This is a genomic window from Sphingobium sp. WCS2017Hpa-17 (assembly GCF_031843765.1).
In the GTDB taxonomy this organism is placed as follows: domain Bacteria; phylum Pseudomonadota; class Alphaproteobacteria; order Sphingomonadales; family Sphingomonadaceae; genus Sphingobium.
Genome location: NZ_JAVTIV010000009.1, coordinates 13,041 through 37,389 on the forward strand (window position 1 = coordinate 13,041; position 24,349 = coordinate 37,389).

A 24,349-nucleotide genomic window follows, 5' to 3' on the forward strand; every position below is an offset into this window, starting at 1 on the left:
CCTTTGCGCCCTAGACTGCGGACTGTCCAGTATTTTCCGGAACGAGAGAACTGGCCGACCGTTGGTGGGGCCTAGTCAAGGAGAGATACGATGGCCCCTTCACAGCCGCCCCCTACCCCCGACCGGGATTATGAAGAGAATAGCGAGCAGGCCGAGGTCGGCACACAGGCGCAGGATGTCGCGGACGATGCACGGGCACGATCGACCGATCGGGCTGGGGAGAGCGAGCATGGCGGGCGAACCAACCCTGCCCAGATCATCCCGGATGATACCCCCGATCTGGTCGACAAGATGACCGAGATGGACCGGTCGGGCCGGATCGACATGGATGCCTATGCCGGCGAGCCGCAGATGGATGACGAGGAAGAGGACGCCTACGGGCCGACCGAGGACGATGATTAAGCAGCGGCGCTGCTGCCGGGGTTCAGGCTGAAATTGATCATGCCGCGCGCCATATGGCCGAGCGCTTCGGCCATGGCGTCGGCGAGCGCCGGATCGATATCGTCCGCCCCGGCAATGGCGCAGGCCATGGCGGTCGCCCATTGATCGGCCAGCGCCGGGGTGATCGGAAAGGCGCGGTGCAGCGACATGATGCACGGCCCGCGTTCGAACCAGTCGCGCGGGCCGCCAAGCCAGCCGACGAGAAAACGGGCCAGGCCATGGCGTACCGGGCCAAGGTCCGCCGCGTGGATGGTGCGCAAGTCCGCATAGGCCGGATCGCTTTCCAGCAAATCGTAGAAACGATCGGCGAGCGCGCGGACCGGCCGGTCGCCGCCGATGCGGGCATAGGGGCTGGGCGGCGCAGCGGCGTTCATCGATCGGCTCCGTTTCGGATGGACCGGTGCAGCATGGCAGCGCGCTACGGCCGTGCATTGACGGGGGTCAAATCACGCTTGCGCCGGATCGGCGGAAAGGTGGAGCGGCTTTAACGAACCCTTTGCCCGTCGATCGCTAGAGCCGGGTGATGGCGATATTCGGGACAGGGCGGCAGCGGCCGTCGAACAGGGACAGGGTGCAGCAGGCATGGATCGCGGAAGCGCGGCGGGCTGGTAATGTCGCGCGATTCCAACGCCCGCGAAAGAGTGCGGTCTTTAGCGGATCGGCGCTGATCTATACCTTATGCCTGGGGCTGTTGCTGGGCTGGTATGGGCCGGACTGGATGGCCCGGTTCGATCGGCCGGCAATGCTCCCCCGCAGCCAGCCCGCCCCGGTCGCGACCGATAGTCTGTATGCCGATTTCGGCTATTGCCATAACGGCGGCGGGACCAATTGCGTGGTCGACGGCGACACATTCTGGTTCCGGGGCGAAAAATACCGGATATCCGACATCGACACGCCAGAAACCCATGGGCCGCGCTGCACGGCGGAGGGCGAATTGGGGACGCGGGCGACGCGGCGCTTGCAGGCGCTGATGAATGACGGCCCCTTCTCGCTGGAGGTCGAGGGGCGGGCGACCGATCGCTATGGCCGTGCGCTCAGGGTCGTGACGCGCGGGGGCCAGTCGATCGGCGAACAGCTGGTTGCCGAAGGACTGGCCCGACGCTGGGACGGCAGCCGCCATCCGTGGTGTTAGGGCATGATGTAACCGAACTGAATCGCACCATGCCCTAAAAGTCTTTTGTTTTCCGCATTTTGCTAGTCGTCATCTGTTCCAGACGACTTCAAAATGCTTTGGTTAGCGGCAGCTGACCCCACCACGGTCGATCTCGCGGCCGAGCAGCGCGCCGGCGCCGCCGCCGATCAGCGTGCCCAGCAGGTTGGATTCGCCCTGTGCGATCTGGTTGCCGAGCAGGCCGCCCAGCGCCGCGCCGACGATCAGGCCGGTGGTGCCATCCGAACGGCGGCAATAATAGCGATTATCATTGCCGCGATAGATGCGGGTGCGGCGATCGACGCGGATCGGGGCATAGCCGCCACGATAATAGCGATTGGCCTGATAGCCGCGGCCATAGCGCGGGTCGGGCCGGTTCCAGTCATAGCTGTAGACTGGGCGGCCGGGCCGGCGATAATCGTTGCGGCGGTCCTGACGCCAGTCGCGACGATCATTGCGCAGGTCGCGGTTCGCGCTGCGGACATCGCGGCGATGATCCTGGCGCGCGTCCCGCACATCGCGGCGATAATCCTTCCGGGCGTCCCGCACATCGCGGCGATGCTCCCGCACGTCGCGGCGCGACTGGGCGGCGGCCGGGGTCGCGGCGATGCCAGTCAGCGCCATTGCGCCGAGCGACAGGGCGGCGATGGCCCGTTTGAGCGAAAATATCATGGGATGAGGCTCCTTCCCTCTCTGGTCGTGGCGGTAGAACCCATGACCATGAAGGATGTTGCATGAACGGAACAAAAGCGCCCCATTCAGGTGGCGGACAGGCTGTGACGGAAGCGGCGAAAATGGGAAACGCGCGCCTTAACTTCGCATATTTCCCGCCGATTGCGACATTGCATGTCCTATTGCCGACATATTGTTGCGTGGTGATGCAGGCAGTCGGATGCGCTGCGCAATCATAGCCCGGCCTGCGGTAATAGGACAGCACGGCATGGTGGCAGCTGGTCAGAAGGCGTTGGCGATCGCCTGACGCTGTTCGTTGGTCAGGCCATCGGCCGCAGTGGCATTGTCGCCCTGCGCCTGCTCATCCTTGTCAGGGCCAGGGCCGACGAACTGGATCGCGGTCAGGATCACCAGCACGGCCCAGAGCAGCGCAAACCAGCGACTGGTGAAGAGCGAGCGAAGACGGACGCCGAAGAACATGAGGCGCAGCATAAGCCCGCGCGGTTAAGGAAGCCTCACCCCGGCGCGCTATGCGCGGCGCTGCTGATCGCAACCGCAGCCGGGGGCGGACTGATCAGGATGACACGGTCGAGCCGCGCATCCCCCATGCAGCGATGGCAATGGGCATAGTCGAAGGCGACTTCCAGCACCCAGACCTGCGCGGCGACATCCCATGCCACCCAGGCTTCGCGCGTGACATGATCGCTGCCGCAGACATTGCAGACATAGGCGTGCAACGGAGCGTCGTGGGGCTGGAAGTTACTGACGGGGGCTGGCTCGATCATGGAACGAGCATAGCGCGATTCCCGCCATTTTGGCGGGAGATGGGTCCGTTATGGACGGAGTTGCGGTCAGGCGGCAGCCTTGCGCGATCGGGTCTGATCGCCGCGGCCGGCCAGAAGGCCAGCGACAGAAATATCCTCGTCTATCTCGTCCCAATGGAGGCCGCTGGGACTAAGGAAGAAGTCAGCGCGCTGATCGGACGTCGCGTGCAAAAGACGCGGGAACCAGATGAGAGGAATACCGAGCGTGCGGCCATCTTCGAGATCCACCCACATTTGCGCTTCATCGAAGCGAACATCTGTTGGCCTAGGCGAAGAAGTCATTCCAAGCATCCTCTATCTCGGCGCGCCGGGCTTCGACAATATCCCGAAGCCGCTTATCCTGCGTGCATCGAAGCCGCGATTATAGGCCAGTTCGACATCGGGATATCGCCAGAACTTCGCGTCGGCATCGGGTTTGGCGACGTGAATATGCACTGGCTCGCGCGGATCGCCTTCGTTGGCGAAAAAGTGGAACCGGCAGCCATCAATGCGGAAGATGACGGGCATGCTGGTTCCACTTTCGCCTTATCTCAGTGCAATTTGGCCAATCCCTTACTCCGCCGCGATCCCGGCCGCCTTGAACATGTCGGGGTCGGTGTCCGCATTGGCGGGTTCGCTGCCCTTGACCTTCTGGCGGCGATCGAAGGCGTCCCAGACGTCGTTCCACTGGCCACGGGTCGCGCCCTTCGAATATTCGGTCGCGCGGGTTTCGAAGAAGTTGGCATGTTCCACGCCGTTCAGCAGCGGGGTCAGCCAGGGGAGCGGATGCTCGTCGATCATGTAGATGGGTTTCAGGCCCAGCTGGCCCAGACGCCAGTCGGCGATGTAGCGGACATATTTCTTGATGTCCTTGGGCGTCATGCCGGGGACCGGACCCATTTCGAAGACGAGGTCGACAAAGGCGTCCTCGATGCGGACGGTCTTCTGGCACATGTCCATGATGTCGTCCTTGACCGCCGGGGTCAGGCACTGGCGTTCGGCGCAGAAGGCATGGAACAACTTGATGATGCCCTCGCAATGGAGCGTTTCGTCGCGGACCGACCAGGTGACGATCTGGCCCATGCCCTTCATCTTGTTGAAGCGCGGGAAGTTCATCAGCATCGCGAAGGACGCGAAGAGCTGCAAGCCTTCGGTGAAGCCGCCGAACATGGCGAGCGTGCGGGCGATATCCTCGTCGCTGTCGACGCCGAACTGTTGCAGATAGTCGTGTTTGTCCTTCATCTCCTTATACTGCATGAAGGCGCTATATTCGCTTTCAGGCATGCCGATCGTGTCGAGCAGATGCGAGTAGGCGGCGATGTGGACCGTTTCCATGTTGCTGAACGCCGTCAGCATCATCTTGACCTCGGTCGGCTTGAACACGCGGCCATATTTTTCGTGGTAGCAATCCTGCACTTCCACGTCGGCCTGGGTGAAGAAGCGGAAAATCTGGGTCAGCAGGTTGCGTTCGTGATCGGACAGCTTCTGCGCCCAGTCGCGGCAATCCTCGCCCAGCGGCACTTCCTCGGGCAGCCAGTGGAGTTGCTGCTGGCGCTTCCAATATTCATAGGCCCAGGGATATTCGAAGGGCTTGTAGACCTTGCTGGCTTGAAGAAGGGGCATGGTGGACCTCAGTTAAATTTGATTATCGTGATGCCCTCAACAGGGCCAAAAAATCCGAAAGTCATTGCAGCGGCAAACAGCAGAAAAACCGGCGCGAAGATCATCTGAATTTTGCCGATCCATCGGATGTGATGGATCGACAATTCCGTGCCTTGAATTGGCTGTCCGAACAGCGAGCGCCCCACGAATGGATTTTTCCTCATTCGTGAGAAGCGCACGCCATTCAGAAATACGCCGACTGCGATTAAAACAGTAACCGACAGAAAGACCCAACCATCCGTCAAGGCCATTCTCCTACACGGTCAAAGTACCACTTTGATCGAAGTTACTGACAAGCCAGACACTCGTCATAGTCGGTCGTCTCGCCGATCTGGAATGTGGGTGCGTCGATCGTGTTGTCGGCCTCCACGCCGCCCGCGAAGCCCGCGCGCTGAACCGACTTGGACCGCAGATAATAAAGCGACTTGATGCCCAGTTCCCAGGCGCGGAAGTGGAGCATGAGCAGATCCCACTTCTCGACGTCGGCCGGGATGAACAGGTTCAGCGACTGCGCCTGATCGATATAGGGGGTGCGGTCGGCCGCGAGTTCGAGCAGCCAGCGCTGGTCGATTTCGAAGCTGGTCTTGAACGTGTCCTTTTCTTCCGGGCTGAGGAAGTCGAGATGCTGGACGCTGCCGCCGCGCTCCAGAATCGAGTTCCACACCGCGCTGCTGTCCTTCGCCTTGGCGACCAGCAGCTTTTCGAGGTACGGATTCTTGACCGCGAAGCTGCCCGAGAGCGTCTTGTGCGTGTAGATGTTCGCCGGGATCGGCTCGATACAGGCCGATGTGCCGCCGCAGATGATGGAGATTGACGCGGTGGGCGCGATCGCCATCTTGCAGCTGAACCGTTCCATCACGCCCATGTCGGCGGCGTCGGGGCACGGCCCGCGCTCCTGCGCCAGCAGCATCGAGGCTTCGTTCACCTTGGCATTGATATGCTTGAAGATGCGCAGGTTCCACGACTTGGCCATGGCGCCTTCGAACGGGATGTTGCGCGCCTGAAGGAAGCTGTGGAAGCCCATGACGCCAAGGCCGACCGAGCGTTCGCGGCTGGCGCTGTACTTGGCGCGGGCCATTTCCGGCGGGGCGCGGTCGATATAGTCCTGAAGCACATTGTCGAGGAAGCGCATGATGTCTTCCGCGAAGGTCGGATGATCCTTCCACTCGTCCCAGGTTTCCAGATTCATCGACGACAGGCAGCAGACCGCGGTGCGGTCATTGCCCAGATGGTCGGTGCCGGTCGGCAGGGTGATTTCCGAACAGAGGTTCGACGTCGACACCTTCAGGTTCAGGTCGCGATGATGCTTGGGCATCATGCGGTTCACCGTGTCGCTGAAGACGATATAGGGCTCGCCGGTGGCGAGGCGCACTTCGACCAGCTTCTGGAACAAAGCGCGGGCGTTGACGGTACCGCGCACCGACTGGTCCTTCGGGCTGCGCAGGTTGAATTCGGACCCGTCGCGCACGGCCTCCATGAACTCGTCGGTCAGGAGGACGCCGTGATGCAGGTTCAGCGCCTTGCGGTTGAAGTCGCCCGACGTCTTGCGGATTTCGAGGAACTCCTCGATCTCCGGGTGCGAGACGTCGAGATAGCAGGCGGCCGAACCACGGCGCAGGCTGCCCTGGCTGATCGCGAGGGTGAGGCTGTCCATCACGCGGACGAAGGGGATGATGCCGCTGGTCTTGCCATTGAGGCCGACCGGCTCGCCGATGCCGCGCACAGCGCCCCAATAGGTGCCGATGCCGCCGCCGCGCGAAGCAAGCCAGACATTCTCGTTCCAGGTGTTGACGATGCCTTCCAGGCTGTCGTCCACCGAGTTCAGATAGCAGCTGATCGGCAGGCCGCGACCGGTGCCGCCGTTCGACAGGACCGGAGTGGCGGGCATGAACCAGAGCTTCGAGATATAGTCGTAGACGCGCTGGGCATGGTCGGCATCGTCCGAATAGGCCGCCGCGACGCGGGCGAACAGATCCTGATAGGATTCGCCGGGCAGCAGATAGCGGTCGTTCAACGTGTCCTTGCCGAATTCGGTCAGCAGCGCGTCGCGCGAGGAATCCGTCACCACCGGAAAGCGGCGCGCCAATACGGTCGAGGAGGTCACAGGCTCAGCCGCCGGAGCTTCCGCCGCCGTCACAGCCTTCGCCTCTTCCACCAGATCATCCATCACAGTCGCCACGTCGCCACCTTGTCCACTATCCCGAAAGTCCATGCGAGTCCCCGTTGTTCCTGTTCCGTTCGATTCGGCTCAGCGGGTCGCGACAAGCCGCGCATCCTAGCATGAACCCCATCGGCGCGGGGACGGAAATAGGCCCAACCGACCGATTGCAGAGACAAAAAGCCCCTATCGCCGGAAAATAGTCCAGCGATGCAATCACAATCTGTTGGGTGACCCCCGTTGACCCGATACCACAGATAGTGCCTCCAACTATTGACCGGATCAAGAGCCGAATCATCGCGTCATGACAGGATGATGAAACCGTCCGTCGGCAAAATGAGTCATCTCGCCGACGGGCCATCGGGCGACGCGCGGAGTTGCCTTGCCCCCACAAAAGGCAAGGGGGGTGAGGGCAGATAAAAAATAAAAAATCCTTGCCACCGATTTTCCGACGAAGGTCTAAAAGCGATGACAGGGATCGTCATCGCAACCGTCATGGCCAGGCGTCTATGAACGGCGAAACAGGATGGCAGGCACAAGATATTGTGGTCGACAGGAGGATATCGGATGATTCTCTACTACCACCCGCTCTCTTCCTATTGCTGGAAGGTGCTGATCGCCTTTTATGAAAATGGCGCGCCCTTCACCCCCCGGATGCTGGAGGATGCGGGCGTGGCCGAGGCGTGGCAGCAATTATGGCCGATCGGCAAATTCCCCGTGCTGCACGATCCGTCCAGGAATGCCACGATCGGCGAGGCCAGCATCATCATCGAATATATGGCCTGTCATGAGGCGGGCATATTCCACCCCTTCCCGGCCGATCCCGATGCGGCGCTGGAGGCGCGGCTGATGGACCGGCTGTTCGACAATTATGTGATGGCGCCCATGCAGGCGATCGTCGCCGACCGGTTGCGGCCTGAAGCGCAGCGCGATCCGACGGGAGTGGAACAGGCCCGCGCGCTGCTGGCGAAAAGCTATGCAATGCTGGAGACGCGGATGACGGGCCGCAAATGGGCGGCGGGCGACAGCTTCACTCTGGCCGACTGCGCTGCCGCACCCGCGCTTTTCTATGCCGACAAGGTGCAGCCGCTGAGCAGCGACCATCCCGTGCTGGCCGCCTATCTGGCGCGGCTGGAGGCGCGGCCGAGCTTTGCCCGCGTGCTGGCGGAGAAGCAGCCCTGGTGGCCTCTTTTCCCCTATGCCGAAGGGTAGACGGGTTGCTTTTGCGAACGTGTCTCACTGGACTTGAAGGCGATTCCGCACTAGCCGCTGCCCCTTAGCGAAGACCCGCCGTGCAGAGGCGGGCCGCCAGAGATAGGGACCAGGGTAGATGACGCTCATCAAGACCGCCGACCTCATCGAGAGCGTCGCCGACGCACTCCAATATATCAGCTATTATCATCCGATGGATTATATCCGGGCGCTGGGCACGGCCTATGAAGCCGAAGCCAATCCGGCGGCCAAGGACGCCATCGCCCAGATCCTGACCAACAGCCGCATGTGCGCCGAAGGCCACCGACCGATCTGTCAGGACACCGGCATCGTCAATGTCTTCGTGAAGTGGGGCATGGAGTGCCGGCTGGACGACAATAGCCGGTCAATGCAGGACATCATCGATGACGGCGTGCGCAAGGCGTATCTCAACCCCGAAAATCGCCTGCGCGCGTCGATTCTGAAAGATCCCGCCTTTTCGCGCCAGAACACCAAGGACAACACGCCCTGCGTGCTGAACGTGGAAATGGTGCCGGGCAACAAGGTCGTGATCGACGTCGCAGCCAAGGGCGGTGGCTCCGAAAACAAGACAAAGTTCAAGATGATGAACCCCAGCGATTCGATCGTCGACTGGGTGCTGGAAATGGTGCCGCAGATGGGCGCGGGCTGGTGCCCGCCGGGCATGCTGGGCATCGGCATCGGCGGCACGGCGGAAAAGGCGGTGGCGCTGGCCAAGGAAAGCCTGATGGACCCGATCGACATGGGCGAGCTGAAGCTGCGCGGCCCGCAGAATAAGATCGAGGAACTGCGGATCGAGATTTTCGACAAGGTCAATGCGCTGGGCATCGGCGCGCAGGGTCTGGGCGGCCTGGCCACCGTGCTGGACATCAAGATTCACGACTATCCCTGCCATGCGGCGGGCAAGCCGGTGGCGATGATCCCCAATTGCGCCGCCACGCGCCACGCGCATTTCACGCTGGACGGCTCCGGCCCCGCCTATCTGGAGACGCCCAAACTGTCCGACTGGCCGCAGGTCGACTGGAAGCCGAGCAAGGAAGCGATCAAGGTCGATCTCGACAATCTGACGCCGGACGTGGTGCAGAGCTGGAAGCATGGCGACCGGCTGCTGCTGAACGGCAAGATGCTGACCGGTCGCGACGCCGCGCACAAGCGGATCAAGGATATGCTGGCCAAGGGCGAGGCGTTGCCGGTCGATTTCAAGGGCCGCGTCATTTACTATGTCGGCCCGGTCGATCCGGTGCGTGACGAGGTGGTCGGCCCGGCCGGTCCCACCACCGCGACCCGCATGGACAGCTTCATGGACATGATGCTGGAACAGGGGCTGGCCGCCTGCGTCGGCAAGGCCGAGCGCGGTCCGGCCGCGACCGAGAGCATCAAGACGCACAAGAGCGCCTATCTGATGGCGGTCGGCGGTGCGGCTTACCTCGTCGCGCGCGCTATCAAAGAAGCCAAGGTCGTGGGCTTTGAGGATCTGGGCATGGAAGCCATTTACGAATTCACGGTGGAGGACATGCCCGTCACCGTGGCCGTCGACAGTGAAGGCCAGAATGTCCACCGCCTCGCCCCGCTGGTATGGCAGGAGAAGATCAAGAAAGAGAAGCTGCTCGAAGGCGCGTGACTTTCCTATCCTCCCCATCCCAAGATGGGGAGGATCGAGTAAGTGACTGATCTCGGTTAAACACCCGGAACCCCGACCCTTGCCCCGCATTCTCACCGGCATCCTTCATGCCGGAGAACCCCATGTCCTTCACCCAGCTCGACCCGCCTTTGCCCGTCACCGTCGAAGGTAAGGGCAAAGGCTATGCCCTGGCCGTCATCGACTATGGGCAGGAGCATAATCTGATCTGGGTGACGGGGCTGTGCGACAGCGGCGAGATATGGTGCGCACCCAATCCGCTGGTGCGGTTGCAGGCGAACTGGACGATGGGACGGCAGGGTTTACCCCATGCCTTGCCCCCAGGCGCCAAGCCGAGCTGACAGGCTTTCAAGCCGTCTGGTGCAACTGATACACCGCTGATATCCTCCCGCCCCATGACAGGGGACATCGAAGCAGCAGGTGATGCGATCACCGGGGGGATGCTGGCGCGCACGGTCGAGCCGGGGCATGGCGAAGCCGGGCATGGAGCGAATCAGGCTGGCCATGGCGCCTGCCTCAATTGCGGCGCGACCGTGGCCGGCGCTTATTGTGCGCAATGCGGGCAGGCGGCGCATCTGCATCGCAGCTTCGCCGCGATCGGCCATGACCTGGCGCATGGCGTGCTGCATTTCGAGGGCAAGATCTGGGCCACCCTGCCCGAACTGGCGTTGCGGCCGGGCAAGCTGACGCGCCGCTATATCCATGGCGAACGGGCGAAATTCGTGTCGCCCTTCGCGCTGTTCCTGTTCAGCGCCTTCCTGATGTACGCGATTTTCTCGCTGACCAGCCATCATGGGCCGGAAGGCGCAGTCGAGGGCGTCCGGATGAACAAGGAGGCGCAGGCCGAACTGCGCAAGGAACAGGCCAAAGCCGATGCCGATATCCGCAAGATCGAGGCGAAGCTGGCGCAGCCGGGCCTTTCCGACGCGCGCAAGGAAGCCTTGAACGAGAATCTGGTCGAGGCACGATCGGATCGCGCCGGCCTGTCGCTGGCCAGCGGCCTCACCAATTCGCTATTGGGCGAAGGCGTGCAGGGCGGCGTCGCGAAAAGCGTGGGCAGCGTGGTGAGCGCGGCGGCCAAGAATCCCGAATTCGCTTATTATAAGCTCAAGGCCAATGCTTATAAATTCTCCTGGGCGCTGATCCTGATCTCGCTGCCCTTCCTGTGGCTGCTCTTCCCGTTCAGCCGTCGCTTCAAGATGTACGACCATGCGATCTACGTCACTTATTCAATCGCGTTCATGTCACTGCTCTTCTCGCTGTCGATGATCCTGACCGCCGTGCATGTGACGAGCGGTCTGATGACGCTGGGCCTGATCCTGTTCGCGCTCTGGCACATGTACCGCCAGTTGAAGGACGCCTACAGCCTTTCGCGCGCGGGGGCGCTGCTGCGGCTGCCCTTGCTCTATGGCTTTGCCTGCGTGTCGCTCTCGCTCTTCCTCACGCTGATCGTCTCGCTGGGATGACGCGGGCGGCTTGCCCTGTATAGGGGCGGCATGATTACCTCTCCCATCTGGCTACCCGCGACGCTGATTGCGGGCGCGGTGCAGGCGTGGCGCACCGCGGTGCAGCGCCGGGTCAGCCATAGCCTGTCGATCAATGCCGCGGGCCTCGTCCGCTATCTTTATGGTATCCCCTTTACCCTGTTGCTGCTGGGTGGATACAGGCTGCTTGTGCCAGCGCCCCTGCCCGCGATCGGACCGCTCTTCCTGCTCTTCTGCCTGGCGGGCGGACTGGCGCAGATCATCGCCACCAATTTGCTGATCATGGCGTTCAAACATCGCAATTTCGTGGTTGGCACGGCCTATTCCAAGACCGAAGCGGTGCAGGGTGCCCTGCTCTCCTTCCTGTTGCTAGGCGAAAGGCTCCATCCGCTGGCCTGGGCCGGGATCGGTTGCGGCGTGATGGGGGTGATGCTGTTGTCGACTGGCGGCAAGCGAATGGGACCGGGCGATTTCCTCCGAGCGCTCACGCAGCCGGCGGCGCTGACGGGTATCGCGTCGGGATTCTTCTTTGCGTTGACCGCGATCGGCATCCGCCGCGCGACCCAGAGCGTGGGCGGCGACGACCGCATCCTTGCTGCCTTGCTGGTGCTGGTGGCGACAGTGCTGGTCCAGACGGGGATGCAGGGCCCGTGGCTGGTCTGGCGCGAGCCGGGCGAGATGCGCCGGGTGCTGGCCAGTTGGCGCGTGTCGGGGCAGGTCGGCCTGCTGTCGGCTCTGGGCAGCGCCTGCTGGTTCACCGGATTCGCCACCGCACCGGTCGCGCTGGTGCGAATCGTCGGGCAGATCGAGGTCGCCTTCACCATGGCGTTCGGCCATTTCTACCTGAAGGAACGGATGCGCGGCAGCGAAGTGGCCGGGCTGATGCTGGTGGTCAGCGGCGTGGCACTGGCGCTTATGGGGTCGCTGTAAGAGTTTTTTGTTTTCCGCATTTTGCGAGCCGTCATTCGCGCCAGATGACTTAAAAATACTCTAAAGCACCCCGGCGATCAGCCCCAGAGCCTGCGCCTCGTTCGCTTCCAGATACCAGTTTTCCGGTGCCTTCTGGAGCAGTTCCTCCATCGTCACCTGCGATCCCAGGATCAGGTTGGCGAACCCCTCATTCTGGATCGTGATGGACGATTCGATCTCGTTCAGCGTCGCCTTCAGCGTTGCGATGCAGGTGGAGAGCGGCCCGGCCAGTTGGATAGTCTTGGTGATGATCCGCTCATGGATCATCAGCCGGGTACCCCGCGTGAGGTACCGATTCTCGGTCGCAAAGAAGCTCATGAAGGTGGCGCCGGCCGAATAAACCGCCGTGCGCCCCATGAACACCAGTCGCCGATCGGGATAGAGGTCGGAATGGAAGCGGATATCCTCGCCCATCAGCCGGGCGATCTCCGGGTCGCCGCCCAGGGTGGAGAGTTCTACCACGACAAGGCCGGTCTGCGGCGCGGTGGACAGGCAGTTCTTGAAATGCAGATACATGCCATGGTCGACCACGCCCGACAGCATGATCGAGGGAAATTCGAAATCCTTCGGCGACAACAGGGGGGCAGTCATCAGCATCGGCGATCCTCTTTTTTTTGCGGCAAGTCGGCCTGCACTACGCGCCAGTCGCAAAAAGGTGCCGCGCTTTGTGCTGGCGCGTGTCGTAACAGGCTGTAAAGAACAGATCATGACCAAAGGGCGGAAGCTATGATCGCGAAACTCAAGGGGCTGCTGGACAGTAGCGGCATCGACCATGCCATCATCGATGTGGGTGGCGTCTGCTATCTGGTCGGCGCATCGTCCCGCACGCTCGCAGCACTGGGGCCGGTGGGCGAGGCGGTGACGATCCACACCGAAATGCTGGTTTCGGATGATGCGATCCGCCTGGTCGGTTTCGCCCGTGCGGACGAGCGCGACTGGTATCGGCTGCTCACCCATGTGCAGGGCGTGGGGTCGCGCGTGGCGCTGGCGATCCTGTCCGCGCTGGAGCCCCACGACCTGCATCGCGCCGTCGCGGCCGGTGACAAGGCGATGATTTCGCGCGCGAACGGCGTCGGTCCCAAGCTGGCGCAGCGTATCGTCAACGAACTGAAGGACAAGATCGGCGCCGCGCCCGGTGGCGGACCGGTCGGGGTGAGCGGCGGCGTGGCGTTGCCGACCGGCGGTTTCAGCGCCGACGCGCTGTCCGCGCTCCAGAATCTGGGCTTCAAGCCGCATGAAGCGAGCGTTGCCGTGGCCGCCGCTGAAGAGGATCTGGGCGAAGGCGCAAGTCTGGACGCGCTGGTCAGGCTGGCGTTGCGGAAGGCGGCGAAGTGAAGGGTTTGTACGCTCGTCATGCTGAACTTGTTTCAGCATCCATTCTGCCGTCATCATCGGACGGAGGTCGGCATGAAGGAACCGTGCGTCTACATTCTTGCAAGCCAGCCCTACGGCACACTCTATATTGGCGTCACATCCAACCTTCTGGGTCGTTTGCTGCAACATCGCACCGATGCGCTGCCGGGTTTTGCCAGTCGATATGGCGTGCATCGGCTCGTCCGCTACGAAATGTGCGATACTATGGAACAGGCGATATTGCGCGAGAAGCAACTGAAGCGATGGCATCGTCAGTGGAAGATCAATCTTATCGAAGCAGACAATCCGCATTGGATCGACCTTTCCGTCACTCTCGGTTTGCCCGCGCTTGCATTGGATTCGCCGCGCCATGGATGCTGAAACAAGTTCAGCATGACGGTGGTAGGGAGGATCGCCCATGACCGACGACCGCCTCATCACCCCCGCGCGACGCCCCGAGGATGTCGACGCGGCGCTGCGTCCCAAGTCGCTTGACGAATTTGTGGGCCAGCAGGCCGCGCGGGAAAATCTGCGTATCTTCATTCAGGCGGCCAAGTCGCGGGGCGATGCGCTTGACCATGTGCTGTTCTTCGGCCCGCCGGGTCTGGGCAAGACCACGCTGGCGCAGATCGTCGCCAAGGAAATGGGCGTGGGCTTTCGCGCCACGTCCGGCCCGGTCATTGCCAAATCGGGCGATCTTGCCGCTTTGCTCACCAATCTGGATGAGGGCGACGTCCTGTTCGTGGACGAAATCCATCGGCTGAACCCGGCGGTGGAAGAAGTCCTCTATCCTGCGATGGAGGATCGCGCGCTCGACCTGATGATCGGCGAAGGGCCGTCCGCCCGCTCGGTGCGGATCGACCTGCCGCGCTTCACTTTGGTCGGCGCGACGACCCGGCAGGGGTTGCTGACGACGCCGCTGCGCGATCGCTTCGGCATTCCGGTACGGCTGCAATTCTACACGGTGGACGAACTGGAACTGGTCGTGCGCCGGGCGGCGCGGCTGCTCGACCTTGCCATCACGTCCGACGGCGCGATCGAGATTGCGCGCCGTTCGCGGGGCACGCCGCGCATCGCCGGGCGGTTGCTGCGCCGGGTGCGCGACTTCGCCAATGTTGCGGGTGCGCCGACCGTGGATCGAAAAGTCGCCGATGCCGCGCTGATGCGGCTGGAGGTCGATCATCTGGGCCTCGACCTGATGGATCGACGCTATCTGATGATGATCGCCGATATCTATCGCGGCGGGCCGGTCGGCGTGGAAACGCTGGCGGCGGGCCTGTCCGAAGCGCGCGACACGATCGAAGAAGTGGTCGAACCCTATCTGATCCAGTTGGGCCTGATCGCCCGTACCGCGCGGGGCCGCTGCCTCAACGGGCCGGGCTGGAAACATCTGGGCCTCAACCCGCCAGCCGGCGGGCAGGACGGATTGTTCGACTGAAGCATTTTCAAAGCGGGTGGCATCACCTGCTGACTCGGAAAACGCGGCGAACCCAAAACCTTAAAGCCGTTCCTAATCTGACCTAATCAGATTAGGAACGGCTTTCCACGAAACCAACGGAAAAGCATGGTCGTTACGGCAAGGCGTCATTATAGCCTTGTCTAACGAGGAGGCGCGCAGCAGACGCGCCGGAAACCGCAGGAGTCGAGCCTTGAGGGCCATTGAGAAATTCCCCAATCTGGTAACGATGTTCTTCGCGCGCGCGCAGGAGAAGGGCGACGCGCCCTTCCTGTCGCGCAAGAGCGGCGGCCAGTGGCAATCGCTCAGCTGGGCGGAGGTCGCGCGGCAGGTCGCCTCGCTTGCGGCAGCGCTCAAGGCGCAGGGGTTGAAGCCCGGCGACCCGGTGATGCTGGTCAGCGAGAACCGGCCCGAATTCTGCATTGCCGACCTCGCCATCATGGCGGCGGGCTGCATCAGCGTGCCGACCTACACCACCAACACCACGCGCGATCACCAGCATATCCTGACCGATAGCGGCGCCCGCGCCGTCATCGTGTCGACCGCCAAGCTGGCGCAGGCGCTGATGCCCGCTGTGGTCCGTTCGCAGGCCGCGTTCGTCATCGGCATGGAACCGCTGCGCGGTGCACAGGGCACTTGTGCCTGCCATTTGTGGAGCGACCTGCTCGCGGCCCATCCAGGCGATGTGGACGCGATCGCGGCGGCGCAGAGCGCGACCCGCAACGATCAGGCCTGCATCATCTACACCAGCGGCACCGGCGGCGCGCCGCGCGGCGTGATGCAGCATCATGGTGCGATCCTCGCCAATGTGGAAGGCGCGGGCAAGGTCGTGGCGGAGGATTTCGGCTGGGATGACGAGCTATTCCTGTCCTTCCTGCCGCTCTCCCATGCCTATGAACATAGCGGCGGCCAGTTCCTGCCGATGCTGCTGGGCGGGCAGATCTATTATGCCGAGGGACTCGAAAAGCTCGCCAGCAATATCGAGGAAACCCGGCCGACCATCATGGTCGTCGTGCCCCGCCTGTTCGAAGTGCTGCGCACGCGCATCATCAAATCGATCGAGAAGCAGGGCAAATTCCCCAATTATCTGCTGGGCCAGGCGATCCGCATCGCGGCAAAGGAGGCCGCGGGCAAGGGCAGCATCCTCGATGCGCCGATGAAGCTGCTGCTCTCGCGCACGCTCATCCCCAAGGTTCGCGCGCGCTTTGGCGGGCGGATGAAGGCATTGGTATCGGGCGGGGCGCCGCTCAACCCCGATGTCGGGCTGTTCTTTCAGGCGATGGGGCTGACGCTGTTGCAAGGCTATGGCCAGACCGAGGCCGGGCCGGTGGTCAGTTGCAACCGGCCCGCCGCCGGCATCGCCATGGACACGGTCGGCCCGCCGCTTGATGGCGTTGAGGTGCGCATCGCCGAGGATGGCGAGATATTGGTGCGCGGCGAACTGGTGATGCACGGCTACTGGCGCAACCCGGCGGAGACGGAAAAGGCGCTGAAGGACGGCTGGCTGCATACGGGCGATATTGGCGAGATCGACGCCAAGGGGCGCATCCGCATCACCGATCGCAAGAAGGATCTGATCGTCAACGACAAGGGCGACAATGTCTCGCCGCAGAAGGTCGAGGGCATGCTGACGCTCCAGAGCGAGATCGGTCAGGCAATGGTGCATGGCGACCGCCGTCCCTATCTGGTCGGGCTGCTGGTGCCGGACGCGGAATGGACCCGCGAATGGGCGATCGAACAGGGCGTGGCCCTCGATAGCGTGGCCGCCAACCCCGCCTATCAGGCAGCGTTGCGCGCGGCGGTCGATCGCGTGAATGATGACCTGTCCGTGCTGGAACGGGTCCGTCGCTTCATCCTGGCCGACGAACCCTTCGCCATCGAAAATGAGGAAATGACCCCGTCGATGAAGATCCGGCGGCATGTGATCCGCAAGCGCTACGCAGAGCGACTGGACGCGCTGTACAAGGCGTAAAGGTCAGGTGCGGCTGGACGAACAGTCGTAATCACGCACGATCCTGATGTTGAAATGCCGGGGAGAGGTGGTCGAGGGATGAAGATATTTGCGATCGCCGCCATGGCGCTGCTGATGGGGGCTGCGCCGGCGCCGGAACCCCGATGGCAGCGCATCTTCGATGGCCAGACGCTCGACGGCTGGACGCCCAAGATCACTGGCCGGGCGCTGGGCGAAGATCCGCTCCACATGTTCATCGTGCAGGACGGCGCGATCCGCGTGTCCCATGTCAACTATCAGCGTTTTGATGGCGAGTTCGGTCATCTTTTCTGGAAAGAGCCGCTCGGCGCCTATCGCATCCGGTTCGAATATCGCCTGTTTGGGGAGCCTCTGCCCGGCATCAAGGTTTGGCAGACGACCAATAGTGGTTTGATGTTCCATGCACAGCCGCCCGAGACGATGCGCCGCGATCAGGATTTCCCCGTCAGTCTGGAAATGCAGCTGCTGGCTACGCCGCGTCCGACGGAGGAGCCGAGCGGCAATGTGTGCACGCCGGGCACCACGGTTATGTTTGAGGGCAAGCGCGATCCGCGCCACTGCATATTGTCCAGCGGGTTGCCATTGCCGGCCGGCCGCTGGACCAGAGCTGAGCTGGAGGTGCTGCCATCGGGCGAGGTGACCCATTATATCGATGGCAAGGCAGTGCTGCGCTATTCCGGCATCGAACTCGACCCGGAAGATGCGGACGCCAAACCGTTGATCACGGCAGCCGGAGGCGCGCTGCAATTGAAGCGCGGCTATATCGCCCTGCAAAGCGAAGGCCATCCGATCGAATTTCGCAATATCGAGTTGCAGCGGCTGGATTGAGGGAAGTCGCGGGTCAGGCTGCGCGCGGAACGATGCGATCCAGTTCGCCGTTCAGCGCGCGCTTGGCTTCCAGCAGTTCATACTGATCCTGCAACCGCAGAAAAAAGCCTTCCGACATGCCGAAATAACGGCCAAGCCGCAGGTCGAGTTCGCCGTCCATCGGGCGTTTGCCATCAATCACCAACGCAATGCGATCAGGCGATACGGCGATCAGTTCGGCCATCTGCTCGACGGTCAGATCGAGCGGTTCCATGAATTCCGACAGCAGCATCTCGCCGGCATGGGCGTTATGCAGCCAGTCGGGATCAGTGATAATCTGTGATTTCGACGTCATGGGTATCATCGTCCTTCCAGACGAAGCATAACGGATTACGTTCACGCCGCGTAGATGGCCGGGCGATAGCGGGCTTCTGGAATGGGGTGACCGCGCTCGCGGGCAAAATCGAGCCACAGGCCAATGGCGATCTGCACTTCGGCAATGGCCTCGGCCGGGGTACCACCATGCGCCGAACAGGGCTTCAAGTCGGGGACGTCGGCAATCCAGAGCCTGTCCTCTTTCGACCAGAAGATATTGATATGGTAATGATGGTCCATCATTCATCCATGCTGAGGCCGTAGGCTTCGACCATATCAAGAAATTGCTCGACCTGATAGCTCTTGGCGTCCTTGCCGTTGGGCTGGATGATGAGCGGACGGTCAAGGCCGGTGCGGCCATAGACATGATGGCTGCCGCTCACCCGCGTCAGACGAAATCCGAAAGCTTCGAGAAGGCGCTGGAAATCGCGAAAGCTGAGGTTTCGGCTACCTTGTAGCAGGCGCTGAAAAAGTTTGGCGGGTTTGACCATGGGCTTGTCTCATTATTCAAGGCAAGCCTTTTAATACTAATAAAAATTGCCATGTCCACAAGAAGAAAATCAACATATAGTTGAAATGATCTATAATCAGTGACTTGTGTAGCAAAATAATTTACCGCCCAAACTTCTTCTGCACCTTCCCATAGCGCAATTTCCGCGTTCCCGGCTTCCCCTCGGTTGCCCGCCCGCGCGGCGCTGCCACCTGCTCAGCCGCCGGCAAGCCCAATTCCTCCGCCTCCAGCTTCCTGATCTCATCTCTGATCCGCCCGGCTTCCTCGAACTCCAGATCCGCTGCCGCCGCGCGCATCTTCTTTTCCAGATCCTCGATATAGGCGCGCAGATTGTGGCCGACGAGGTGCGGGCGATCCTCCAGCCCGGTCTCCACCGTAACCTGATCCTTGCTCGACACATGGGCGATGATGTCGCCGATATTGCGCTTGATCGTGGTCGGCGTGATGCCGTGCTCCAGATTATAGGCTTCCTGCTTCTCGCGCCGCCGCGATGTTTCGTTGAGCGCGCGCTCCATGCTGCCGGTAATCCGGTCGGCATAGAGGATCACGCGTCCCTCGACGTTGCGCGCCGCGCGGCCGATCGTCTGGATCAGTGAGGTTTCGGAGCGCAGGAATCCTTCCTTGTCCGCGTCGAGGATCGCCACCAGCCCACATTCGGGAATATCCAGCCCCTCGCGCAGCAGGTTGATGCCTATCAGCACATCGTAGACGCCCAGCCGCAGGTCACGGATGAGTTCGATACGCTCCAGCGTCTCCACATCTGAGTGCATGTAGCGGACCTTGATCCCTGCCTCGTGCATGAACTCAGTCAGATCCTCCGCCATGCGCTTGGTCAGCGTGGTGACGAGCGTGCGATAGCCCTGCGCCGCGACCTTGCGGCATTCGTTGATCAGATCGTCCACCTGATCCTCGACCGGCTTGATCTCCACCGGCGGGTCGATCAGCCCGGTTGGGCGGATCACCTGTTCGCTGAACACGCCGCCGGTCTGCTCCATTTCCCAGGGCCCGGGCGTGGCGGACACGCTGACCGTCTGCGGCCGCATCGCATCCCATTCGTTGAAGCGCAGCGGGCGATTGTCGATGCAACTGGGCAGGCGGAATCCATATTCCGCCAGCGTGATCTTGCGTCGATGATCGCCACGCGCCATCGCGCCGATCTGCGGCACGGTCTGGTGGCTTTCGTCCACGAACAGCATGGCGTTTTCGGGCAGATATTCGAACAGGGTCGGCGGCGGCTCGCCCGGCAGGCGGCCGGTCAGGAAGCGGCTATAATTCTCGATCCCCGCGCAGCTGCCGGTGGCCGCGATCATCTCCAGATCGAAATTGGTGCGCTGTTCCAGCCGCTGCGCCTCCAGCAATTTGCCTTCCTCGACCAGCTCCTTGAGACGCTCGGTCATCTCAAAGCGGATCGCTTCCATCGCCTGCTTCAGCGTCGGGCCGGGCGTGACGTGATGGCTGTTGGGAAAGACCTTCACATAGTCGAGGCTCGCGACCTTCTTGCCAGTCAGCGGGTCGAACTCGACGATATCCTCTATCTCGTTGCCGAAGAAGCTGATGCGCCAGGCCGTATCCTCATAGTGCGACGGGAAGATTTCGAGATTGTCGCCCTTCACTCGGAAATTGCCGCGCGCAAAGCCCGCATCGTTGCGCTTGTACTGGAGCGCGACCAGCTTGCGGATAATCTCGCGCTGATCCTCGATCCCGCCCTTCTTCATGGAGAAGGTCATGGCCGAATAGGTTTCGACCGACCCGATGCCATAGAGGCAGGAGACGGACGCCACGATGATGACGTCGTCCCGTTCCAGCAGCGCGCGGGTGGCCGAATGGCGCATCCGGTCGATGCTCTCGTTTACGCTGGACTCCTTCTCGATATAGGTATCCGACCGCGCGACATAGGCTTCGGGCTGGTAATAGTCGTAGTAGCTGACGAAATATTCGACCGCATTGTCGGGGAAGAAGCTCTTGAATTCCCCATATAACTGCGCCGCGAGGATTTTGTTGGGCGCCAGGATCAGCGCAGGCCGTTGCAACGCCTCGATCACCTTGGCCATGGTGAAGGTCTTGCCGGAACCGGTGACGCCCAGCAGCACCTGATCCTTCTCGCCCGCCAGCGCCTGCTCCACCAGTTCGGGGATCGCGGTGCGCTGGTCACCTGAGGGTTCATAGTCGCTGACCAACGTGAAGGGCCGCCCCCCCTCGCTCTTTTCAGGGCGCGCGGGGCGATGGGGGACGAAACCCTCGCCGGTTTCCGGTTCATCGAGCGTGGTGCGGATCTGAATCGACATGGGTGCAATATGGGGGCTTGGGGCTGCGGTGCAATCGGGATCAGGGCTTCAGTTCGAACGCGCCTTTGGGCATGGGCGGATAGACGACCGGCTTGTCGCCGAACCGCGCGCGCAGGGCGGCTTGGCGGCGTTCCATGCTGATTGTTTCGACATTCACTTCGTCAGGAAAACGAAAGCTGATATCGACTTTCCCATCCTTGATTTCATATTCCATGATCGACCAGCGCTTGATGCCGCCTTCATCGGGCTCGGCATACCAGGCTTCCCAAATCAGGTCGGACAGCATTTCGTCGTCTTCGTCGAAATAACGAATCTGGGCGCCTTCATCCTTGAATATATTTGGACTGATCCAACCCTCTCCGATTTCGACGTAAAGCAATATGCCATCAGGTTCTCCCCCGACGATATCAACCAGTTCTACGCCAATCTGATTGAAGAGATGGCTCAAAATATCGAACTTATCTTTTGCCACCGACTTTGCCTTTCGCTTCGTTTGGGAATTTCTGGCTGGCTCTTTGGCCATCAACCTCCCAATAAACATTGAGTTGATAAGGACGTTTCGACGTTCCGTGGTAAAGTGACTCGATGACCACGAATACCTTATGCCCGGCGTGCAATTCCTTGGCCCATTGATCTTCCATGACACGATAGGCGCCGCGGTTAAAACTCGCATCCTGGGCGAAATGGTTGAAGCTGTCGCGGGGGCCGTTGAAGCGAGCAGCGATGTAATGACCACCGTCATCGCTGGCCAGCCGGTCAGGCTTGCCTGCCGCCGCCTGATTGCGGCGTGAACGCACCAGCTTTTGCGCCAAAGACAATTGGCCAAATGTCTTTCGGTTGCGCGCAACGACATCGATATGGAAGTCATAGCCATTCTTCGTCTCCCGCTTCCAGTTTGCATCGAGAATCTGGCTTTCCAGCGATGGCGCTTTGCCAGGGTCTGGCGGCAGCTTGCCGCCATGGCGCTCCATATAATGGGCCAGGCCAAGGAAATTATTTTTGGCCGCCTGGCTGGCATCCAGATAGGCCTGATGCGGCAGCTTGATCCTTTGCCCCACTCGCAAGGGCTGATCGATGGCATGCTGGTTGAGCCAGGCCAGATCGCGCGCCGTCAGACCCTGTCGTTGTGCAGCGATACGAGAAAGCGAATCGCCCGACTGTACGATATGGATCGCATGATTATCCGGATGATCCGCCCGATTGCGACTGCGATCCGGTACGGCATCATCGTCTCGCGCCTTTCCAGAGTCAGCCGTCGCCGGGCCAGCCGAGCGGCCGCCAGCGCCAAAATAGCGCCCCTGCCCTGTAAAGGTGAATCGCCCATTCTCCTCGTCATGCCAAGGATTGAACTTCACTTCGACCGCTGCCGGCGCAATACGATGGCCGGTCCGCAGATAGAGGCTGAAGGCGACCCTTTCGCTCGACATCGTCCGCTGCATACAAACTCCCCCCAAAGTTCGACCCTGGCACCTAGCAGGAGAAATAGAACAAATAAAGAACATGTTTCATTTTGTGCCGCGTCATTGAACCGTTCGGCAGCGTTGATATGTTTGTTTCAGGACAGGAACAGGGAGGATGACGATGCGCCGAACGGTCATGATGCTCATGGTACTGGCGGGCCTTGCCGCCTGTGGGGACAAGCCCGGCGACAAGACCGGAGACATCGCTGCCACCGACGCGATGAGCAAGGCGGAGGTGAAGGCAGAGGTCGACAAGGTGCAATTGAAGCCCGGCCAGTGGGAAGGCCGCTTCACCGTCAAGGATATCGACCTGTCCGACATGCCCGGCGCCCCGGCCAATATGAAGGACCAAATGAAGCGCATGATGAGCCAGACCAGCCTCAAATATTGCATCACGCCCGAGCAGGCCGCCAATCCCAGCGGCGAGATGTTCGCGGGGCAGGAGAATAAGGACTGCACCTATGGCGGGTTCGAGGCGAAGGGCGGTTCGGTGAAGGGGCAGATATCCTGCAAGTCGCAGGGCGGCACGATGAACGCCACCATGTCCGGCACCTATGCGCCGGAAAGCTATGCAATGGACATGGATATGAAGATGGCGGGCGGGCCGCAGAATATGACCATGGCGATGACCGCCCGGTCGGAGGGCAAGTGGATCGGCGATAGCTGTACCGAGGGCCAGTGATGTTGCGCCTGACGGTCGGACCAGTCCTGGCGCTGCTGCTGGCGCCCGTCCCCGCTTTGGCGCAGGAGGGCGAGACGATTGTGGTCGAGGGCCAGCACCTGACCCGCGAGGAAGTGCGCGCCAAGGCCAATGATTTCGTCCGCAGGCTGGGCGTGGTGCAGGGCAGTCGCAGCGTCGCCCGTTGGGTGGAAGGCGTCTGCCCCAAGGTGAAGGGCCTGTCGCCCGACCATGCTCGGATCGTCGTCAACCGCCTGCGTGCGACGATCGAGGCGATCGGCGCGCCGCTGGCCAAGGAAAATTGCGACACCAATTTCCTGGTGGCGTTCGTCAGCGATGGCAAGGAGGTCGTGTCGATCATCGACAACAAGGCGCCCGGCCGCATGGCGCAGGTGGAGGGACCGGAGCGACGCGCGCTGCTGGAGAGCGAGGCACCGATACGTTGGTGGTACATGATCGGCATCGGATCGGGCGATGGCGCGATGACCGGCTCGACGCCATCACCCGTGACCGGCGGCAACAGCGAGGCCGGCGCTTCCATGCTGCCCGATGGCGTGCCGTCGGGGGGCTCCTTCGCGCCCAGCCTGATCCGGACCCAGGCGATCCGCATGCTGTCCGCCGCGACCGTCATCATCGACGTCAACCGGGCGGAGGGCGTATCGCTCAATGCCGCCACCAACTATGCCGCCTTCGTCGGCCTGAGCGAGGTGCGTGGCCGGACGCTGCCAGCAGTGCCCTCCATCCTCAACCTGTTCGGGCCGCAGGACAAGGCGATCGACCTGACCGACTGGGACCGGCGTTTCCTGACCGAACTCTATGCCCTGCCGCTCAACCGGTTCGGCCGGTCCCAGCGCGGCCATCTGGTCAAGGCGCTCGTCGATGAGCATGGTGTGGACAATATTGCCGACTGACGCGCCGGATCGCTGCTGGCTGTGCGAGCGGCCGCTGGGGCGGCGGGTCGAGTGGCACCATCCGCTACCCAGGAGCCGGGGCGGCCGGGCGGTCGTGCCGCTGCACCCGATCTGCCACCGCACCATCCATGCGACGCTGTCCAATGCGGAGTTGGCATGCGCCTATGCAGACGCCCCGGCGTTGCGCGCTCAGCCCGGCATCGCTCGCTTCTTGGCATGGGTGGCGGACAAGCCGGCCGACTTCCATGCGCCCACCCGGCGGCGGCGATAATTTCCCTTGCGCTCCGTGCCCAAGCGGTAGAGCCTTTGTCCGG

At 62.0% G+C, this 24,349-nt stretch carries 31 protein-coding genes; 15 read left to right on the plus strand and 16 right to left on the minus strand.

Annotated features, from left to right (window positions below):
- Positions 1-90 precede the first annotated feature (90 nt).
- The gene (locus tag RQH62_RS13950) at positions 91-402 is read left to right on the plus strand and encodes a hypothetical protein (protein WP_311269341.1); all 312 of its coding nucleotides are present in this window, start codon (positions 91-93) and stop codon (positions 400-402) included.
- On the opposite strand, the gene RQH62_RS13955 is transcribed toward RQH62_RS13950, so the two are convergent.
- Positions 399-815: a group II truncated hemoglobin gene (locus tag RQH62_RS13955; protein WP_311269342.1), complete on the minus strand. Its 417-nt coding sequence runs from the start codon at positions 813-815 to the stop codon at positions 399-401. The two genes, RQH62_RS13950 and RQH62_RS13955, sit on opposite strands and share 4 nt — an antisense overlap.
- A gap of 149 nt (positions 816-964) precedes the next feature.
- On the opposite strand from RQH62_RS13955, the gene RQH62_RS13960 reads away from it, so the two are divergent.
- Positions 965-1,573, plus strand: a complete 609-nt coding sequence (locus RQH62_RS13960) for a thermonuclease family protein (RefSeq protein WP_311269343.1) — start codon at positions 965-967, stop codon at positions 1,571-1,573.
- Between the two features lie 102 nt (positions 1,574-1,675).
- Here the strand turns inward: RQH62_RS13960 and RQH62_RS13965 are convergent, their stop codons facing one another.
- From RQH62_RS13965 to RQH62_RS14000, 8 genes are all read right to left on the minus strand, one after another.
- Positions 1,676-2,263 carry a glycine zipper 2TM domain-containing protein gene (locus RQH62_RS13965; protein WP_311269344.1) on the minus strand — a complete coding sequence of 196 codons (588 nt, stop codon included), beginning with the start codon at positions 2,261-2,263 and terminating at the stop codon, positions 1,676-1,678.
- A 282-nt stretch (positions 2,264-2,545) separates the two neighbouring features.
- Positions 2,546-2,755 (minus strand): hypothetical protein, encoded by a 210-nt coding sequence (locus RQH62_RS13970; RefSeq protein WP_311269345.1) that lies wholly within the window; start codon positions 2,753-2,755, stop codon positions 2,546-2,548.
- A gap of 23 nt (positions 2,756-2,778) precedes the next feature.
- Entirely contained in the window at positions 2,779-3,048 is a 270-nt protein-coding gene (locus RQH62_RS13975; RefSeq protein WP_311269346.1) for a hypothetical protein, read from the minus strand.
- A 66-nt stretch (positions 3,049-3,114) separates the two neighbouring features.
- Positions 3,115-3,369 carry a DUF2442 domain-containing protein gene (locus RQH62_RS13980; protein WP_184268859.1) on the minus strand — a complete coding sequence of 85 codons (255 nt, stop codon included), beginning with the start codon at positions 3,367-3,369 and terminating at the stop codon, positions 3,115-3,117.
- Between the two features lie 12 nt (positions 3,370-3,381).
- Positions 3,382-3,594, minus strand: coding sequence for a DUF4160 domain-containing protein (locus RQH62_RS13985; protein WP_311269347.1), 213 nt, complete (start codon positions 3,592-3,594; stop codon positions 3,382-3,384).
- Between the two features lie 45 nt (positions 3,595-3,639).
- Positions 3,640-4,689, minus strand: coding sequence for a ribonucleotide-diphosphate reductase subunit beta (locus RQH62_RS13990; RefSeq protein ID WP_311269348.1), 1,050 nt, complete (start codon positions 4,687-4,689; stop codon positions 3,640-3,642).
- Between the two features lie 8 nt (positions 4,690-4,697).
- On the minus strand, positions 4,698-4,973 hold the full coding sequence (locus tag RQH62_RS13995) for a hypothetical protein (protein ID WP_311269349.1): 276 nt from the start codon (positions 4,971-4,973) through the stop codon (positions 4,698-4,700).
- Positions 4,974-5,014: 41 nt separating this feature from the next.
- On the minus strand, positions 5,015-6,940 hold the full coding sequence (locus tag RQH62_RS14000) for a ribonucleoside-diphosphate reductase subunit alpha (RefSeq protein WP_311269350.1): 1,926 nt from the start codon (positions 6,938-6,940) through the stop codon (positions 5,015-5,017).
- Positions 6,941-7,453: 513 nt separating this feature from the next.
- Here RQH62_RS14000 and RQH62_RS14005 point away from each other — a divergent pair.
- From RQH62_RS14005 to RQH62_RS14025, 5 genes are all read left to right on the plus strand, one after another.
- Entirely contained in the window at positions 7,454-8,098 is a 645-nt protein-coding gene (locus RQH62_RS14005; protein WP_311269351.1) for a glutathione S-transferase family protein, read from the plus strand.
- 118 nt (positions 8,099-8,216) lie between these two features.
- Positions 8,217-9,737, plus strand: a complete 1,521-nt coding sequence (locus tag RQH62_RS14010) for a fumarate hydratase (RefSeq protein WP_311269352.1) — start codon at positions 8,217-8,219, stop codon at positions 9,735-9,737.
- Positions 9,738-9,859: 122 nt separating this feature from the next.
- Complete coding sequence (locus RQH62_RS14015) at positions 9,860-10,096, plus strand: hypothetical protein (protein ID WP_311269353.1); 237 nt, start codon at positions 9,860-9,862, stop codon at positions 10,094-10,096.
- 54 nt (positions 10,097-10,150) lie between these two features.
- Complete coding sequence (locus tag RQH62_RS14020; RefSeq protein WP_311269354.1) at positions 10,151-11,221, plus strand: DUF3667 domain-containing protein; 1,071 nt, start codon at positions 10,151-10,153, stop codon at positions 11,219-11,221.
- A 30-nt stretch (positions 11,222-11,251) separates the two neighbouring features.
- Positions 11,252-12,169 carry a DMT family transporter gene (locus tag RQH62_RS14025; protein WP_311269355.1) on the plus strand — a complete coding sequence of 306 codons (918 nt, stop codon included), beginning with the start codon at positions 11,252-11,254 and terminating at the stop codon, positions 12,167-12,169.
- A 60-nt stretch (positions 12,170-12,229) separates the two neighbouring features.
- Here RQH62_RS14025 and RQH62_RS14030 read toward each other — a convergent pair whose 3' ends face one another.
- The gene (locus tag RQH62_RS14030) at positions 12,230-12,805 is read right to left on the minus strand and encodes a peptidase S14 (RefSeq protein ID WP_311269356.1); all 576 of its coding nucleotides are present in this window, start codon (positions 12,803-12,805) and stop codon (positions 12,230-12,232) included.
- Between the two features lie 129 nt (positions 12,806-12,934).
- Between RQH62_RS14030 and ruvA the strand changes: the two genes are divergently transcribed.
- The 5 genes from ruvA to RQH62_RS14055 all read left to right on the plus strand — a co-directional run bounded on the left by ruvA (position 12,935) and on the right by RQH62_RS14055 (position 17,835).
- On the plus strand, positions 12,935-13,543 hold the full coding sequence (ruvA, locus tag RQH62_RS14035; RefSeq protein ID WP_311269357.1) for a Holliday junction branch migration protein RuvA: 609 nt from the start codon (positions 12,935-12,937) through the stop codon (positions 13,541-13,543).
- A gap of 72 nt (positions 13,544-13,615) precedes the next feature.
- A complete protein-coding gene (locus tag RQH62_RS14040; protein WP_311269358.1) occupies positions 13,616-13,942 on the plus strand; it encodes a GIY-YIG nuclease family protein in 327 nt (108 codons plus the stop codon).
- Between the two features lie 37 nt (positions 13,943-13,979).
- Entirely contained in the window at positions 13,980-14,999 is a 1,020-nt protein-coding gene (gene ruvB / locus RQH62_RS14045) for a Holliday junction branch migration DNA helicase RuvB (protein ID WP_311269359.1), read from the plus strand.
- 247 nt (positions 15,000-15,246) lie between these two features.
- A complete protein-coding gene (locus tag RQH62_RS14050) occupies positions 15,247-16,989 on the plus strand; it encodes an AMP-dependent synthetase/ligase (RefSeq protein WP_311269474.1) in 1,743 nt (580 codons plus the stop codon).
- Between the two features lie 78 nt (positions 16,990-17,067).
- A complete protein-coding gene (locus RQH62_RS14055; protein ID WP_311269360.1) occupies positions 17,068-17,835 on the plus strand; it encodes a DUF1080 domain-containing protein in 768 nt (255 codons plus the stop codon).
- 13 nt (positions 17,836-17,848) lie between these two features.
- On the opposite strand, the gene RQH62_RS14060 is transcribed toward RQH62_RS14055, so the two are convergent.
- The 6 genes from RQH62_RS14060 to RQH62_RS14085 form a co-directional block, all read right to left on the minus strand.
- Complete coding sequence (locus tag RQH62_RS14060) at positions 17,849-18,169, minus strand: HigA family addiction module antitoxin (RefSeq protein ID WP_311269361.1); 321 nt, start codon at positions 18,167-18,169, stop codon at positions 17,849-17,851.
- A 41-nt stretch (positions 18,170-18,210) separates the two neighbouring features.
- A complete protein-coding gene (locus RQH62_RS14065; RefSeq protein WP_311269362.1) occupies positions 18,211-18,432 on the minus strand; it encodes a type II toxin-antitoxin system HicB family antitoxin in 222 nt (73 codons plus the stop codon).
- Positions 18,429-18,680 (minus strand): type II toxin-antitoxin system HicA family toxin, encoded by a 252-nt coding sequence (locus tag RQH62_RS14070; RefSeq protein WP_311269363.1) that lies wholly within the window; start codon positions 18,678-18,680, stop codon positions 18,429-18,431. The genes RQH62_RS14065 and RQH62_RS14070 overlap by 4 nt, the downstream gene beginning before the upstream one ends.
- Before the next feature lie 121 nt (positions 18,681-18,801).
- Positions 18,802-20,985, minus strand: coding sequence for an excinuclease ABC subunit UvrB (gene uvrB / locus RQH62_RS14075; protein WP_311269364.1), 2,184 nt, complete (start codon positions 20,983-20,985; stop codon positions 18,802-18,804).
- Positions 20,986-21,025: 40 nt separating this feature from the next.
- Positions 21,026-21,508, minus strand: coding sequence for a hypothetical protein (locus tag RQH62_RS14080; RefSeq protein WP_311269365.1), 483 nt, complete (start codon positions 21,506-21,508; stop codon positions 21,026-21,028).
- Positions 21,444-22,487 carry a DNA/RNA non-specific endonuclease gene (locus tag RQH62_RS14085; RefSeq protein ID WP_311269366.1) on the minus strand — a complete coding sequence of 348 codons (1,044 nt, stop codon included), beginning with the start codon at positions 22,485-22,487 and terminating at the stop codon, positions 21,444-21,446. Before RQH62_RS14085 ends, RQH62_RS14080 begins: the two co-directional genes overlap by 65 nt.
- A 79-nt stretch (positions 22,488-22,566) precedes the next feature.
- Here RQH62_RS14085 and RQH62_RS14090 point away from each other — a divergent pair, with 79 nt between their 5' ends.
- The 3 genes from RQH62_RS14090 to RQH62_RS14100 are packed head-to-tail and all read left to right on the plus strand — an operon-like array spanning position 22,567 to position 24,306.
- On the plus strand, positions 22,567-23,127 hold the full coding sequence (locus tag RQH62_RS14090) for a DUF3617 domain-containing protein (RefSeq protein ID WP_311269475.1): 561 nt from the start codon (positions 22,567-22,569) through the stop codon (positions 23,125-23,127).
- Positions 23,127-24,035, plus strand: a complete 909-nt coding sequence (locus tag RQH62_RS14095; RefSeq protein ID WP_311269367.1) for a hypothetical protein — start codon at positions 23,127-23,129, stop codon at positions 24,033-24,035. Before RQH62_RS14090 ends, RQH62_RS14095 begins: the two co-directional genes overlap by 1 nt.
- Complete coding sequence (locus RQH62_RS14100) at positions 24,004-24,306, plus strand: HNH endonuclease (RefSeq protein WP_311269368.1); 303 nt, start codon at positions 24,004-24,006, stop codon at positions 24,304-24,306. Before RQH62_RS14095 ends, RQH62_RS14100 begins: the two co-directional genes overlap by 32 nt.
- Positions 24,307-24,349: the final 43 nt, after the last annotated feature.

Excerpts from the sequence above, each read along its gene's own strand:
- RQH62_RS13950 (WP_311269341.1), top strand. The coding sequence starts at position 91 with ATGGCCCCTTCACAGCCGCCCCCTACCCCCGACCGGGATTATGAAGAG.
- RQH62_RS13955 (WP_311269342.1), bottom strand. The coding sequence starts at position 815 with ATGAACGCCGCTGCGCCGCCCAGCCCCTATGCCCGCATCGGCGGCGAC.
- RQH62_RS13960 (WP_311269343.1), top strand. The coding sequence starts at position 965 with ATGGCGATATTCGGGACAGGGCGGCAGCGGCCGTCGAACAGGGACAGG.
- RQH62_RS13965 (WP_311269344.1), bottom strand. The coding sequence starts at position 2,263 with ATGATATTTTCGCTCAAACGGGCCATCGCCGCCCTGTCGCTCGGCGCA.
- RQH62_RS13970 (WP_311269345.1), bottom strand. The coding sequence starts at position 2,755 with ATGCTGCGCCTCATGTTCTTCGGCGTCCGTCTTCGCTCGCTCTTCACC.
- RQH62_RS13975 (WP_311269346.1), bottom strand. The coding sequence starts at position 3,048 with ATGATCGAGCCAGCCCCCGTCAGTAACTTCCAGCCCCACGACGCTCCG.
- RQH62_RS13980 (WP_184268859.1), bottom strand. The coding sequence starts at position 3,369 with ATGACTTCTTCGCCTAGGCCAACAGATGTTCGCTTCGATGAAGCGCAA.
- RQH62_RS13985 (WP_311269347.1), bottom strand. The coding sequence starts at position 3,594 with ATGCCCGTCATCTTCCGCATTGATGGCTGCCGGTTCCACTTTTTCGCC.
- RQH62_RS13990 (WP_311269348.1), bottom strand. The coding sequence starts at position 4,689 with ATGCCCCTTCTTCAAGCCAGCAAGGTCTACAAGCCCTTCGAATATCCC.
- RQH62_RS14000 (WP_311269350.1), bottom strand. The coding sequence starts at position 6,940 with ATGGACTTTCGGGATAGTGGACAAGGTGGCGACGTGGCGACTGTGATG.
- RQH62_RS14005 (WP_311269351.1), top strand. The coding sequence starts at position 7,454 with ATGATTCTCTACTACCACCCGCTCTCTTCCTATTGCTGGAAGGTGCTG.
- RQH62_RS14010 (WP_311269352.1), top strand. The coding sequence starts at position 8,217 with ATGACGCTCATCAAGACCGCCGACCTCATCGAGAGCGTCGCCGACGCA.
- RQH62_RS14015 (WP_311269353.1), top strand. The coding sequence starts at position 9,860 with ATGTCCTTCACCCAGCTCGACCCGCCTTTGCCCGTCACCGTCGAAGGT.
- RQH62_RS14020 (WP_311269354.1), top strand. The coding sequence starts at position 10,151 with ATGACAGGGGACATCGAAGCAGCAGGTGATGCGATCACCGGGGGGATG.
- RQH62_RS14025 (WP_311269355.1), top strand. The coding sequence starts at position 11,252 with ATGATTACCTCTCCCATCTGGCTACCCGCGACGCTGATTGCGGGCGCG.
- RQH62_RS14030 (WP_311269356.1), bottom strand. The coding sequence starts at position 12,805 with ATGCTGATGACTGCCCCCCTGTTGTCGCCGAAGGATTTCGAATTTCCC.
- ruvA (WP_311269357.1), top strand. The coding sequence starts at position 12,935 with ATGATCGCGAAACTCAAGGGGCTGCTGGACAGTAGCGGCATCGACCAT.
- RQH62_RS14040 (WP_311269358.1), top strand. The coding sequence starts at position 13,616 with ATGAAGGAACCGTGCGTCTACATTCTTGCAAGCCAGCCCTACGGCACA.
- ruvB (WP_311269359.1), top strand. The coding sequence starts at position 13,980 with ATGACCGACGACCGCCTCATCACCCCCGCGCGACGCCCCGAGGATGTC.
- RQH62_RS14050 (WP_311269474.1), top strand. The coding sequence starts at position 15,247 with ATGTTCTTCGCGCGCGCGCAGGAGAAGGGCGACGCGCCCTTCCTGTCG.
- RQH62_RS14055 (WP_311269360.1), top strand. The coding sequence starts at position 17,068 with ATGAAGATATTTGCGATCGCCGCCATGGCGCTGCTGATGGGGGCTGCG.
- RQH62_RS14060 (WP_311269361.1), bottom strand. The coding sequence starts at position 18,169 with ATGACGTCGAAATCACAGATTATCACTGATCCCGACTGGCTGCATAAC.
- RQH62_RS14065 (WP_311269362.1), bottom strand. The coding sequence starts at position 18,432 with ATGATGGACCATCATTACCATATCAATATCTTCTGGTCGAAAGAGGAC.
- RQH62_RS14070 (WP_311269363.1), bottom strand. The coding sequence starts at position 18,680 with ATGGTCAAACCCGCCAAACTTTTTCAGCGCCTGCTACAAGGTAGCCGA.
- uvrB (WP_311269364.1), bottom strand. The coding sequence starts at position 20,985 with ATGTCGATTCAGATCCGCACCACGCTCGATGAACCGGAAACCGGCGAG.
- RQH62_RS14080 (WP_311269365.1), bottom strand. The coding sequence starts at position 21,508 with ATGGCCAAAGAGCCAGCCAGAAATTCCCAAACGAAGCGAAAGGCAAAG.
- RQH62_RS14085 (WP_311269366.1), bottom strand. The coding sequence starts at position 22,487 with ATGTTCTTTATTTGTTCTATTTCTCCTGCTAGGTGCCAGGGTCGAACT.
- RQH62_RS14090 (WP_311269475.1), top strand. The coding sequence starts at position 22,567 with ATGCGCCGAACGGTCATGATGCTCATGGTACTGGCGGGCCTTGCCGCC.
- RQH62_RS14095 (WP_311269367.1), top strand. The coding sequence starts at position 23,127 with ATGTTGCGCCTGACGGTCGGACCAGTCCTGGCGCTGCTGCTGGCGCCC.
- RQH62_RS14100 (WP_311269368.1), top strand. The coding sequence starts at position 24,004 with ATGAGCATGGTGTGGACAATATTGCCGACTGACGCGCCGGATCGCTGC.